The organism is Pseudomonas sp. (assembly GCF_050739655.1).
Classification (GTDB): domain Bacteria; phylum Pseudomonadota; class Gammaproteobacteria; order Pseudomonadales; family Pseudomonadaceae; genus Aquipseudomonas.
Genome location: NZ_JBOIBY010000533.1, coordinates 65752 through 78676, shown reverse-complemented (window position 1 = coordinate 78676; position 12925 = coordinate 65752). Strand labels below are relative to the sequence as shown.

General features: G+C 59.3%; 10 protein-coding genes. 1 reads left to right on the top strand and 9 read right to left on the bottom strand.

All coding sequences use genetic code 11. From position 1 onward, the window contains the following. Nucleotides 1-56 precede the first annotated feature (56 nt). Entirely contained in the window at nt 57-1088 is a 1032-nt protein-coding gene (locus tag ACRESJ_RS25695; protein WP_020300805.1) for a hypothetical protein, read from the bottom strand. A gap of 51 nt (nt 1089-1139) precedes the next feature. Then, nucleotides 1140-2417, bottom strand: coding sequence for a cytochrome P450 (locus ACRESJ_RS25690; protein ID WP_020300806.1), 1278 nt, complete (start codon nt 2415-2417; stop codon nt 1140-1142). A gap of 182 nt (nt 2418-2599) precedes the next feature. Between ACRESJ_RS25690 and ACRESJ_RS25685 the strand changes: the two genes are divergently transcribed. Further along, entirely contained in the window at nt 2600-3265 is a 666-nt protein-coding gene (locus ACRESJ_RS25685) for a TetR/AcrR family transcriptional regulator (RefSeq protein ID WP_020300807.1), read from the top strand. A 99-nt stretch (nt 3266-3364) separates the two neighbouring features. Here the strand turns inward: ACRESJ_RS25685 and ACRESJ_RS25680 are convergent, their stop codons facing one another. The 7 genes from ACRESJ_RS25680 to ACRESJ_RS25650 all read right to left on the bottom strand — a co-directional run bounded on the left by ACRESJ_RS25680 (nt 3365) and on the right by ACRESJ_RS25650 (nt 12912). After that, entirely contained in the window at nt 3365-4969 is a 1605-nt protein-coding gene (locus tag ACRESJ_RS25680) for a phytoene desaturase family protein (protein ID WP_020300808.1), read from the bottom strand. A 97-nt stretch (nt 4970-5066) separates the two neighbouring features. Beyond that, nucleotides 5067-5888, bottom strand: coding sequence for an SDR family NAD(P)-dependent oxidoreductase (locus ACRESJ_RS25675; protein WP_032904481.1), 822 nt, complete (start codon nt 5886-5888; stop codon nt 5067-5069). A gap of 30 nt (nt 5889-5918) precedes the next feature. Beyond that, entirely contained in the window at nt 5919-6737 is an 819-nt protein-coding gene (locus ACRESJ_RS25670) for an enoyl-CoA hydratase/isomerase family protein (RefSeq protein WP_057005042.1), read from the bottom strand. After that, nucleotides 6734-7705, bottom strand: a complete 972-nt coding sequence (locus ACRESJ_RS25665) for a hypothetical protein (protein WP_020300811.1) — start codon at nt 7703-7705, stop codon at nt 6734-6736. Before ACRESJ_RS25665 ends, ACRESJ_RS25670 begins: the two co-directional genes overlap by 4 nt. 46 nt (nt 7706-7751) lie before the next feature. Further along, nucleotides 7752-10283: an efflux RND transporter permease subunit gene (locus ACRESJ_RS25660; protein WP_020300812.1), complete on the bottom strand. Its 2532-nt coding sequence runs from the start codon at nt 10281-10283 to the stop codon at nt 7752-7754. A 35-nt stretch (nt 10284-10318) separates the two neighbouring features. Then, on the bottom strand, nt 10319-11449 hold the full coding sequence (locus tag ACRESJ_RS25655; protein ID WP_020300813.1) for a WD40/YVTN/BNR-like repeat-containing protein: 1131 nt from the start codon (nt 11447-11449) through the stop codon (nt 10319-10321). A gap of 95 nt (nt 11450-11544) precedes the next feature. Further along, on the bottom strand, nt 11545-12912 hold the full coding sequence (locus ACRESJ_RS25650) for a DUF1329 domain-containing protein (protein WP_020300814.1): 1368 nt from the start codon (nt 12910-12912) through the stop codon (nt 11545-11547). Nucleotides 12913-12925 lie beyond the last annotated feature (13 nt).

Sequence of the window (12925 nt, the reverse complement as noted above, 5' to 3'; positions counted from 1 at the left end):
TCAAAAGATCGCAGCCTTCGGCAGCTCCTACAGGGGTAAAGGTTTCGGTCAGCTGTTTACAGGTCTTTGCCTGGCACATTGCGGGCCGAGCCATTACGCCGGTCCGATTCACCCCAGCCCAGCCAGTGTGAAGGCTCACGGGTATCGCCAACCCGACGCCAACGGCCTTCCTGCTGCGCAGTGATCGGGAAGCCACCGACGAAGTCGATCATCTCGCCCTTCTCATCAGGCAAAAACTCCCACTCTTCCTTGCCTTCCAGCACGATTTTCGCGGATTTGAGGAAGTAGCTTCCGTCCTTGTGTTCGGTGTTTCCTTCGATATCGGTGGTGACCCGAACCTCGCCTTTTTCATTGTTGAAAATGGCGTAGCCCAAGTGGTCGTGACCGACCATGAAAGAGCCGGTATCCCAGGTGCCATCTTTATAAACGGTGACGAAGGACCACCAGATCACATGCTTGTTGTTGTTCACCACCAAGTCTTTCTTGAAGTGAATGGCGCCGCCTTCGGCCATGTAGAACTGGTCCAGCGCCATGGCGCCTTTCACCGGACGCCCCTCGCAGACACCGGCGATATCCCACAACTGCGAAACATAAAAGGTGCCCCATTCCACGCCTGGCAGGTACCACTGCAAACCTGGGCCAAGCAGTCGGCCTTCGAGGTGAAACAGGCCTTCTTCCTTCCAGGTCAGGCGTTCGCTGCTGGCGGTGATCTCCCAAGAGTTGCCGGGTTCGCCCGGGTGGCTGGCCCAACGTGCGACATCGCCTTCCAGGCTGTGTACCGGCAGTGGTGTCAGCGCCTGGCGGGCCATTTTTTCGTGGTCCATGCGCAGGTTGACGTTATCGACGTGATTGTTCAGGTAGAAGAACTTGGTTGGGTTGGGGGTGCCATTGGGCGCCATCAGCGACCGTACGAATGAGTAAATGTTGCCTTGCTCATCGCGCACAGAACCGAACGGCGAACTTTTGCTCAGGTGCAGGCCGAAGAAGCCGCGTTCGGCTGACATCGAAGCGCCGGTGACCTTGTGCGGCCCAACCAGTTGTTGAAAGCCGAAATCACCGCGTTCTGGAATGGTTTTAAACGTTCTCATGATGCCCTCTGTTGTTTTTGTTGAGGCAGGGAAACGGGATTACAGCGTGATTCAGTCCCAGATCACCGGGAGCGTGGACACGCCTCGCAATTGCGCTCCGCCGATCTGCGGGACGGGTTGGCTCGGGTCGAGTCGCAAGTTGGGAAAGAGGTCGAGGATGGCGTTGACAGCGCAGCTGATTTCCACTTTGGCGACGAACTGACCGATACACATGTGCGGGCCGAAGCCAAAACCAAAGGAGGGTTTTGGCTTGCGATCAATGTCGAATACCTCAGGGTTTTCAAACGCATCTTCGTCGCGGTTGGCGGACACCACCATGCACTGGACGAACGAACCCTTGGGGATTTTCACGCCGTGAAATTCCACTTCCCGGGCGGTTTCGCGCACCTTGAAAGTGGCCACGGGTTCAAAGCGCGTGGTTTCGTCCATCAGCTTGCCGATCAATGAGCGGTCGGCCTTGACGCGTTCCAGCAAGCCGGGCGTGGTCAAGAGCAAAGTCATTACCGAGCCAAACATGCGCGTGGTGGTTTCGCCCGCGGCTGGCAAAAGCGAGCGAGTGAAGGTGATCACCTCGTGGTCATCCAGCGTGCGCCCTTCGTACTCCGCGCGCAGCAAACGCCCGACCACATCATCGCCCTGGCTGCCCTCGGCACGACGTTGCACCACCACCTCGGCAAGCGCGTCGTACAGACCTTTGACAGCGATGCCGGCCTGACGTCGCGCTTCAACCATTTTGCTCGGGTCAATCTGGTTGCCGCCGACAATGGCCAAGGCCCACGCGGCGTATTGCTTGTACTTGGAGGGCTCATCCGAGGGGAAGCCCATCAAAGCGTACATGACGCGAATCGGCAGCTCGAGGCCGAACTTCATCAAGTCGGCCTTCTTTGCCGGCAACATCGGCTGGATGTACTCCTCGCGAATCACTTGATCGATCTGCGGGCGCCACTTGTTCACGGTCTCCGGCATAAAGGCCGGTTGCAGCAAGGCGCGCACCTTACGGTGCTCGTCACCGTCCATGGCAAGAATGATCAAACCATCGAAAAACGCGCCAAGACCTTCGGCAATAAAACCGCTGGTATAGGTCGCACCATCGCGCAGGACAGTCATTACATCCTGGTATTTGAACAAGGCGAAGGTCGGGCGAGTGCCCTGCTGGGTGCCGGCATTCGTCGGCACGCCAAACTGGGTGATGAAGTCGCCTTCATAGATGGGCGATTTCAGCCGTTGCTCGCGGCACACCGCGTGAATATCCAGGTCGGTGCCCCGATACATTTCCGACACAGCGGAGTATGCGGTTGCCAGGTCCAGTGCTGCGCTTTCGTTGCTCATCAGGAGCTCCTGTCTTGTTTTTATTCTTCTTGCACACCAAGATTGTCCGGCTGCCGACCCATGGTATGTGGTTGTGTCTGCGCCGGTAGTCCGCTTCGTTTGACTTGGGGTCAAACGAAGGCCCCCGGGGAAATGCTTCAAGGTGTGAATAACCTGGCCAAAACTGGCATGAGGAGGACGAGGTGGCGGTAAAGGCAGGAGAAGGTGGCGAACAGGGCAAACGCAATACGATGAATCGCCTGCTCGCGGCAGCGCGCGTGGAGTTCGCCAGAAAAGGCCTGGCCGGTGCGCGCGTGGAAGAAATTGCCCGGGAAGCCGGCGTTACCAAACAGCTGGTCTACCACTACTACAACTCCAAGGAAGGCCTGTTTGTAGCGGTACTGGATGAGTCTTCGGACAACATCATGTCCGAGCTGGTCAACCTCAATGTCGAAGAGCTTTCACCGCCAGTGGCGATGCGCGCCGTGCTCAACCATTTTTTTGACCAGTACCGTCTGGACCCCTTCCTCGGCAGCCTGGCGCTGGAAGGCATTCGCTACCATGACACCCACGAAACACCTCGCAACCATTTTCTGGAAATGGCACCGAAGCTGATCGCCAAGCTCGACGCGATTTTGTTGCGGGGTGCGGCCAGTGGTGATTTTCGCGCAGACATCAACCCGCGCCTGTTGTTGGCCAGCGCTTCGCTGGTGACTACTGGCTGGTTCACCAACCGCTATTCGATGTCGGCACTTGCCGGGCTGGATACGGACTCGGAGCAAGGCATGGCCACCTGGCGTCAGTACTCGGCGGATTTTGTGCTGGCGAGTATTTCGCTGGGCGCAGAAAAAAACGTCGACGGCGTTTAAGCACCGTTCACACACTCTCGCCCAATGAGCTTTCCCTGTGGAAGCAGGCTTGTTCCCACAGGGGGGGGTTGCTTAGGGGCTTGGAATCAGCGACCCGCTTCAGTCAGCCTTTTTACGCAAATACTTGCTCACCCGCTTGGCCGCCAACCGCCCGGCCATGCCGTTTACCCCACCGCCCGGATGAATGCCGGCACTCCCTAAATACAGTCCCGCCACCGGCAAGGTATCGCCTCCCAAACCGTACGCCGGGCGCATGGTGCTCGAGCGCATCGAGGTGGTGTCGATATGCACCACGCAGCCATTCACCGTGTTCAAGCGCGCAGTAAAATCCGGAGCAGCCTCGATATGTCGGCCAATCACCTGCCCCTCGATCCCATCGATGTAGTCATACAGCTGTTCCTGCACCTGGTCGGCCACCCGCTCACGCAGCGCGTCCCAACCTTCATTGGGATTCACCGGCATCACCGGCGGATAGATGTACAACACATCCTGCCCGGTTGGCGCTTGTGAAGGGTCGGCCGCACTGGGTGCGGCCACGGTGATATAGGGCAACTTCGGTACTTCACCACGGGCGCAGGCGGCGAAGTTTTCCAGCACGGCTTCTTCGGTGCCGATCAGCATGACGGTTTTACGCAAATCCACGCCATCGCCGCGAATGGCAGCAAAACGCGGCAAAGAAATCTGCCCACGCAGGGCAACATCCACCTTCAATGGTCCCGACCCTCTGCCGTTAGCAGGTGCCATGGCGATACGGGTCAGCAGGTGTTGAGGGATTTCACCACGGGTAACCATGTCCAACGCCGGCTTGGGGTGGCAGCCGGCAATGACCGCACGTGCGGTGAACTGACGACCATCAGCCAGTTTCACGCCTTTGATCAGACCGTCCCTGGCAACGATTTCACTGACGCTGGCCGACACCAGCACTTGCCCGCCCAGCTCTTCCAGTCGAGTCTGCATGGCATTGCTCAACTGCTGCATGCCACCCAATACCCGGCCCACGCCAAAACGATGAAGGAAACCGAGCAAGGCGTAATAGATGCCACCGCCATCGGCGCTGATATCCCCTGCCAGCCCAGTGAGTGCACACATCGCGGAAATGGTCACCGGATGCTCGAAGCGCTCACGTGCCGCCTGCAACGCGGAGCCTGTCATCAGCGCCATCAGCTCGGGTTTCAGCGCTTTGTGTTTGATGGCGGTGCCAAGCATTTTCAGCTTCACGCCGAGGTTTGTTTTGGCCGGGTCGACACGCATCATCGGCAGCGCGATATCGAGGAACATGTCGATGACTTTCATGAACTGCAGAAACGCCTCGGCATCCTTGCTGCTGAACCGGCGGATCTCGGCGGCGGTTTTCTCGCGATCGCGCCAGAAGATCAGAGATTGGCCATCCGGATGCAAGTACACATACCCCGGCGCAAGCTCTATCGATTTGAAACCGTGTCGATCAAGTCCCAGCTCCGCTGGCACATGGGAATGCACGCGCATCGACATCATGTCCAGGGCACAGGGATGAACCAGATGCTGCGGCGCTTCGGGTATCAGGTAACCCGAGGAGGCCATCCCGCCGACCTTGTCCAATGCCTCCAGAACCAGCACCTTCTTGCCTTCCAGGCCCAGGTAGCAGCCAGCCGAAAGGCCATTGGTGCCACCGCCGACGATGATCACATCAAAATCCGTAGTGCTCGCATTTTGGTTCTGGTTCATCAATTAATTCCAAGTCGAGTTCAACCACAGCGGCGCGCGGCGGCTATGGCGGCAAAGATCAGCCGCGGCGCACCGCACGGGATGCGCCGGGCAAGGGTTACATGCCGGTGCGGCCCATCTGCGCAAACAGCGCGCGCATCGCCACCAGGGAGGGGGTGTGGCTGCTGAAACCACCATCAGCGACCAGCGTGGTGCCCGTGACAAATGAGGATTCGTCACTGGCCAGGAACGCCACCACATCGGCAATCTGCCGAGGCGTGCCCAGCTCGGCAGTGCAGTGGTTGTCGCGCAGGATGTCGAGCAAGGGTTCAGGCATGGCGTGTTCCGAAGGCGCCAGGCCGATCTGCACGGCGTTGCCGCGAATGCCTTGTTTGCCGTATTGCGAGGCGACCATGCGCGGCAGCATCATCAGCCCCGCCTTGGAGGTGGCGTAGCCGGTCAGGGACATATCGCCCTGCATGCCCAGACCCGAGGTGGCGAAGATAATCGAGCCCTTGCCGTTCTCCAGCATGACCGGAATCACATGCTTGGTGCACAGCACCGCGCCACGCAGGTTGACGGCGATGGCGCGGTCCCAGGCCTGCATGTCGAGGTTGACGAAATCGCGGTCTAGCTGACGTTGCTCGGCGTTCAGGATCGCCGCGTTGTTGTGCAGAATGTCGATACGGCCGAAATGCTGTTTAACCTGAGCAACCATCGCGCGCACGGCGTCTTCCGAGGAGACGTCGGTGGCGATCGCCAAGGCTTGATGCCCCTCGGCGAGGAGTGACTGGGCCACAGCTGTGGCCCCCTCGAAATTGATATCGACCACCGCAATACTTGCACCATGCGACGCCAGCACCCGTGCGCACTCAGCGCCCAGGCCGCCACCGGAGCCGGTAATAATGGCCACTCGTCCTGCCAGTTTTCCTGTGCTCATGCTCTGTTCCTTATTGTTTTGAGTGGCGCTTTACTCGCCGGTAAATCGCGGTTCGCGCCGTTCACTGAACGCCTGGGCCGCCTCGCGGGCATCCTTGGTCGGGGCCAGCAAGGCGAACAGATCAAGCTCCAGGTCCAGGCCACGTTTGAGGTCCATGTCCAGCGCCGCCCGTGCTGCCTGTTTGACAAACGCCGACGCGGTGGGTGGTTTGACGGCGATGCGCTGAGCAAAGGCCCGTACTTCGTCCAGCAGGCTGGCGTTGTCGCTGGCCAGGCGGCTGACCAGACCAATGCGCTGCGCTTGTTCGGCGCCCACCCGGTCACCGGTGAGCAACATGTCCAATGCCTGACCCGGCGCCACCACTCGGGACAGTCGTTGCGTACCGCCGCCGCCGGGAATCAGCCCCAGGCCGGTTTCCGGCAGGGCGAACACGGCATCGGGCGCGGCGAAGCGGATGTCACACGCCAGCACCAGTTCCAACCCACCGCCCATGCAATAACCATGAATGGCAGCGATCACCGGTTTGCTGATGCCATCCAGCGCTTCGATCCAGCGCACCTGTTCCATGCGCTGCCGCACTTGCAGGCTCGATTCCGGGCCACGACGCTCCTTGATATCAGCACCCGCACAAAAGCCTCGCTCACCTTCCCCGCGAATCACGATCACGCGAATGTCCGGGTCTTGCTGCAACAGCGCCAGTGCTTGCGGCACGCCCTGACGAATATCGTCGTTGATGGCGTTGATCTGCCGGGGCCGGGTCAGTACCACCCAACCCACCATGGCATCACGCTCAAGGCGCACCGCATCGTTGATCAAAACGGGAGACTGCGGTTCTTGCGCTGTGCTCATACAGGGCACTCCTCGAACTCGAAGACCTGGCCATTGAGTTCTTGTGGGTCTATCTTGATCAACGCACGGCCGCCGACGGCCTCGGAGGATTCGATCCACTGGAACCGCGTGCCGCGTGACCGCAGATCCTCGGCCTTGGCAGCCAGATCGTTGACACCGATGCGGATGTAGTACGGACCCGGCCCCCAGTTATTGACGTAGTGGCCGGCGTCGGTGTTCCAGTAGGTCGCCTCGAGGACATCGAGGGTGGCACTGTTCGGCACGGTGAAACCCATACGCGCACGGCGGTAACCTTCGCTGCCGATGCTCTCGACCGGCCCGCTCGGTTCCCAATCGAGGTTGGTCGAGACCTTACGCAGGGTTTCATCGAGGTCGCGTACCAGGAAGCCACGGGCGGTGACGCGGACCATGTCGCCGGGCTTGAGATCACGCGGCTGCATCGGTGGCAACTGATACGTTTCCGGCGGCATCTGCAAAGGCTCGGTCGGCATGATCTCAATGCACAAACCGCCATCCACCGTGGGCTGGTAATACGGTTGCTCGGGAGTGGCACCCAGCCATAAGCGGTCGAAGGGCATTTCCGGGGTGCGCTGCGCCATGCGGAAAGGCAAGCGACGACGCATCAGTTTGTCTACCAGCGCGTCGAACTTGTCCCCGTGCAGGGCCAGCACGATGGAGTGCGTGATCATCGGCCGATGATGCCCCTGGAAATCCTTCAGGCTTTCCAGAAAGTCATGGAACAACGGATCACCGGGGTTCGGCCGATCCAGGTGCCACTGCGGTTCGATGCGCGTAGGCGACACCGCGAGGGATTTGTGTACCCGCAGGAAATGCGCAATATACGGGTGATTATCGAACGCCTGGCGCCAGCGTTCGTGTTTGTAGATGCCGAGCTTGTCGACCAACATTTCCGTCATGCCGTCCGGGTCCGGAACCATCATGTCGGCACTCATCAATAACTCGAACATTGTTCTCTCCTTGCAGTTGCCAGCCAGGTCTGTGCCCGGCTATTAGTCAGCGGACACGCCGGGGTAAGGCGAGCTCGGTCAATTGGGGTGCAGGTGCGCTGGCCGCGGGTTTGCGCGGTTCCTGTTGGGCGCGCGCGTCCTCCAGATCGAGGGTCACGCCGGCCTTGGAGTTGCCTTTCGGGTTGAGCAGGTAATGCGAGAGGGCCGGGATCAGCACCAGCGCACCGAGCATGTTCCACAGGAACATGAAGGTCAGCAGAATGCCCATGTCCGCCTGGAACTTGATCGGCGACCAGGCCCAGGTAATCACCCCGGCGGCCATGGTCAGGCCAACGAGCGCCACGACCCGACCGGTGAAATCCAGCGAGCGGCGATACGCAACCGCCAGGCTTCCACCGCGTTCCTGCACCGCCAGTTGCACACTGAGCAGATACAGCGCGTAGTCCACGCCGACACCGACACCCACGGCGATTACCGGCAAGGTGGCTACTTTCAGGCCGATCCCCAACCAGACCATCAGCGCCTTGCAGATGATCGTAGTCATCAGCAAAGGAATCAGCGCCACCAGGGTTGCGCGCCAACTGCGGAAGGTCAGCAGGCAGAGCAAGGCCGTAGCGCCATACACGGCCAGGTACATGGTGATGATGCCCTTCTCTACCTCAATGTTAGTGGCGGCCTCGATCCCGGCATTACCCGCAGCCAGGAGGAATTCCACAGGCTGCTCGGCGCCAGCGGGTGTGTTGTTTTCCTTGGCGAACTCTTCAGAAACTTTCAACACCCGGCTCAGTGTGTCGGCTTTGTGATCAGCCAGGTAGGCGATCAATGGAGTGACCGAGCACTGCTGGTTGGTGATGCCCGGTGCAGAAATCATCGCGGCATCCACCGCCGAGTTGGTGATCGCCTGGTCGCGGCTGATGCTCAACCATTTCGGGCTGCCTTCAGCCATGCCGGAGCTGATCATGCGCACGGTTTCGGCCAGCGACTGGGTGGTTTGTACACCAGGCGTCTGGCGCAGGCGCCAGGCCAGTTTGTCCATGCTTTGCAGCGACTGGTACAGACGGCAGCTGTCTTCGTTGGTCTTCATGATGACCACGAACTGGTCACTGGAAAGTCCGTAGTGGCTGGTGATGTAGGCGTTATCGCGGTTATAGCGCGAATCCGCACGCAACTCCGGTGCACCGGGATCCAGATCACCGACCTTGAGGTGCATCATCACCACGCTGCCAATCAGCGTCACCACCAGCGATACGGCAATCACCGCCGTGGCCATCGGCCGTTCGGTGAAGCGATCCAGGCCGCTCCACAGACGCCCGAGAAAACCGCGGTTTTCTGCGCCGGCCTGATCTTTGGCGATGGCGATACGCGCGGCTTTCTTACTGACGCCCAGGTACGACAACGCCACCGGAATCAGCAGCAACTTGGTGAAAATCAGCACGGCGACACCAATGCTGGTGGTCAGTGCCAGGTCGCGAATCACCGGAATATCAATGATCACCAGCACGGCAAAACCAACGATATTGGTCAGGAGCGCAGTCAAGCCAGTGAGAAACAAGCGGCGGAAGGTATAGCGCGCAGCAATGTATTTATGGGTGCCACGGCCAATGTCCTGAAGAATGCCGTTCATTTTTTGCGTGCCGTGGGAGATCCCGATGGCAAAAATCAGGAACGGCACCAGGATGGAGTAAGGGTCCAGTTCGTAGCCGAGGAGTTGCATCAAACCCAGCAACCACACCACCCCCGCCACTGCCACGCTGACCAGCAGCAAGGTACTGCGCAGGCAGCGTGTATAGAAATAGACGAACAACCCGGCGATCAGTACCGATGCGCCAAAGAACAGCATGACCGAATACAGGCCGTCGATCAGGTCGCCCACCAGCTTGCTGAAACCCACAATGTGGATGCCCACTTTGTCACTTTCCAGCGAGCGAATCTGCGCTTCCAGTTGCTTGGAAAAATCACCGTAATCCAGGGGTTGTCCGGTCTGCGGATTGGTATCGAGCAGCGGCGCGACAATCATGCTCGACCGGCCGTCGTTCGCCACCAGGTTGCCAATGATCCCGGAACGCATAATGTTGCGGCGCAAGGCCGTGATCGATTTGTCACTGCCGTCGTAATCCGATGGCATGACCGCACCGCCATCAATGCCCTCCTCCGTCACTTCTTTCCAGCGAACGATGGGCATCCACAGCGATTTCATCCAGGAGCGGTCGATGCCTGGAATCAGGTACAGGGTGTCGTTGACCTTTTGCAGCGCCAGCAGATAGTCGGCGTCGTAGATATCACCGGATTTGTTTTCCACCACGACGCGAATGCTGTTGCCCAGGCCTGGCAACTGGTTTTTATACGCCAGGTAATTCTTGATGTAAGGGCTGGAGCTGGGAATCATTTTTTCGAAGCTGGCATTGACTTGCAGCCGTGTAGCGAAGAAGCCCAGCACCACAGTGGCGAGCAAGCAGGCAACGACGACCACCATGCGATGACGGAATATGACCCGTTCAAACCAGCCACCGGAGTTTTTGTCAAAGTCCTCCAGGTTGGCAATCACTGGCATCCCGCTGTTGAATTTTTGCTCGACCATTTTTTCTTTCTCGTAGGGGAATCGTGCCGGGGGCTTTAGTTGGCCTGGGCGATATCGATGACCTTGGCGCCGCTGAAGCGCGTGACAAGCAGGCTCCCAGCCTGTTTGGTGGCACTGGCTGCATACACCTCGCCTACCCGCGCATCTGCCAGCGGGGTGACCTGCAAACTCTGCCGGTCAACGCTGACCAGTTGCCCACCCTGGCTCACGACGATCAAGGCATCACCCTGCTCGACAATGCTGACCAGGCTGCTATTGAGATTGGTTGCCACAGGCTGCCATTGCTGGCCGTCATCACGGCTGGCAAACAGGTTGCCGCGCAGCCCGTACGCCAGCAGCAGACCGTCGAAGGCGCGGACGCCGAAGTAAGTGCCGGTGTAGGGCGTATCGATTTTCACGAAACGTTGTTGCGGACCATCCAGACGCAGCAGCAAACCCTGCTCCCCGCCGATGTAAAAAGTGCCCGCTTGTTCCGCCAGTCCATACAGGTGCATGCGCCGATCGTTATCACTGCGCTCGGTCCACGGCTGCCAGTTCTGGCCGTCATCCGTGCTGTGCAACAACATGCCGAAGGCACCCACGGCAAATCCGTTGCCGTGCTCATCGAACATCACATCGAGAAAGGGTGCGGCCAACACGTCCGGCGTCGCCGAGGTACTGGCGGCCATAGCCACTTCCTTAAGCATCTGGGCTGCGGCTTCATCACCTTGTTCGGCCCGTGGGCCGTAGTAAGCGTTGAGCAAGGTCAACAAGCGGCGCCCGTCGAGCTGCACTTGCCAGCTTTGACCGCCATCGGTGGTGTGCATGACCACCGCATCGTGACCGACGATCCAGCCATGACGCTCGTCGCGAAACCGCACTTGCACAAGATCGCTGGACACCGGGCTATCGACCTGTTGCCAGGTGCGGCCCTCATCGATGGAGCGCTGGATCAACCCGTGCAGGCCGACGCCAATCATCGCGTCGCCCGCTGTGGCGACCGACAGCAAGGGTGCGGGCAGGTGTTCATCGATCCGCTGCGCCGGCACGTCGAGCGAATCGGCCGACAACGCGACGGCGCTGTAGGCAGGCGTCGTCAGCAATGAGCTCGCGCCGACCGCAAACGCGACTGCCAGGAGCAGACGCGAAGTGCAGAGAAGAAAAGAAGCAGGGCAAGGGCTAGTCATTATTTTTATTCCTTAACCATCCCGCGTGGCAAACACACCTGTTCTGCCTGCCCGGCTTGATGCGCAAACCGGCAGGCAGGACAGGCGAAATCACATCAGCGCTGGGTGACCCGAGCCACAATGGCTTCAGGATTCATGTCACGCTCGGAGAGTGGTTTGTCGATGAACTTGTAGCCGCCCTTCAAACCATCGTTGAGCAACGCGTACATGCCTTTGTTGAAGTCATACACGACGTTTTTCACGTTATAGGGAATGTTTTTGTCGTAGAGCTGGACGCCGCTGAGGAAGATCGAGCGATACAACGCGCCGCTCTTGTCCCAGGCGTCATACAGGCCGACGCCGAAAGTATCTTCATCCAGGTAGTAGGTGCGTTTGCTGTAGACGTGGCGCATACCCGGCTTCAACGTGGCTTCCACGACCCACACCCGATGCAGCTCCCAACGCTCGTTCGCCGGGTTGGCGTGGTGCGGCATGAACTGGTCTTCCTGCTTGCCGACGCCGAAGTAGAATTTGTAGGCGTTGTACGGGATGTACATTTCCTTGCGACCGACCAGCTTGTAGTCAAAGCGGTCCTGGCTCCCGGAAAACATTTGCAGTTCGTCGAACAGCGTCACGCCACCCTGGCTGGCAACGGGTGTATCAAAGGCAAATTCCGGTGCGAGTTTTACCCGGCGCTGGCCTGGGGAATAACTGAACGAACGACGGGCCTTCGCCAATGGATCGAGGAAGTCAGTGAGCACCACCACTTCACCGGAGCGCCGCGCCGGATAGTCGTTGCGCGAGAACACTCGTGCGTACATCAGTGGATCGCGATCCGCCTGAGTCACCTGGTAGTACGGGGTTTCTTCGAATGTCGCCTGTTCAGCGGTCTTGGTGATCGAGCCGTTGGCGTCGACTACCCAGCTGTTGGACGAAGTCGTGGTCGAGTAGCCGGTGCCGATTTTGTAGCGCACCTGCTGGTTCCACATCACTTCATTGCCGGTCTTCGGAATCGGGAACGGCAGGCCGCCACGGCAAGATGGATCAACGGCCAGGCCATCTTTCTGGATCGCGCAGCTGCTGGCGTTTCGCACGGTGGCATCGAGTACCGCTTTGGGATAGGCAGTCGTGCGATGGCTTGGGTAAATGTCGATGTAGTAAGTCGGGTATTTCTTGATCAGGGTTTTCTGCCCCTCACTGAGCTTGTCCGCATACTTGTCGACGTTTTTGGCGTCAATGCGAAACAGTGGCTTTTCATCTTTGAACGGATCAACCCAAAACCCGCTGTCGGGCTTGAAACCCGCCGGAGCGGTGGTAAGGCCGCCCTCGTAAGCGGGGATCGTGCCATCGGCGTTACCGGCCTGAATCGCTCCGAACTGCGTCAGGCTCTTACCCAGGTCCGAGGCGTCGCCAGCAGCGGCGGCTGTGAGGCTACAGGTCGCAAAACTCATCAGGACGGCAGTTAATGCAAGTGGACGTTTCATGAACACGTTCTCC

Excerpts from the sequence above, each read along its gene's own strand:
- ACRESJ_RS25660 (WP_020300812.1), bottom strand. The coding sequence starts at position 10,283 with ATGGTCGAGCAAAAATTCAACAGCGGGATGCCAGTGATTGCCAACCTG.
- ACRESJ_RS25655 (WP_020300813.1), bottom strand. The coding sequence starts at position 11,449 with ATGACTAGCCCTTGCCCTGCTTCTTTTCTTCTCTGCACTTCGCGTCTG.
- ACRESJ_RS25670 (WP_057005042.1), bottom strand. The coding sequence starts at position 6,737 with ATGAGCACAGCGCAAGAACCGCAGTCTCCCGTTTTGATCAACGATGCG.
- ACRESJ_RS25675 (WP_032904481.1), bottom strand. The coding sequence starts at position 5,888 with ATGAGCACAGGAAAACTGGCAGGACGAGTGGCCATTATTACCGGCTCC.
- ACRESJ_RS25695 (WP_020300805.1), bottom strand. The coding sequence starts at position 1,088 with ATGAGAACGTTTAAAACCATTCCAGAACGCGGTGATTTCGGCTTTCAA.
- ACRESJ_RS25650 (WP_020300814.1), bottom strand. The coding sequence starts at position 12,912 with ATGAAACGTCCACTTGCATTAACTGCCGTCCTGATGAGTTTTGCGACC.
- ACRESJ_RS25665 (WP_020300811.1), bottom strand. The coding sequence starts at position 7,705 with ATGTTCGAGTTATTGATGAGTGCCGACATGATGGTTCCGGACCCGGAC.
- ACRESJ_RS25680 (WP_020300808.1), bottom strand. The coding sequence starts at position 4,969 with ATGAACCAGAACCAAAATGCGAGCACTACGGATTTTGATGTGATCATC.
- ACRESJ_RS25690 (WP_020300806.1), bottom strand. The coding sequence starts at position 2,417 with ATGAGCAACGAAAGCGCAGCACTGGACCTGGCAACCGCATACTCCGCT.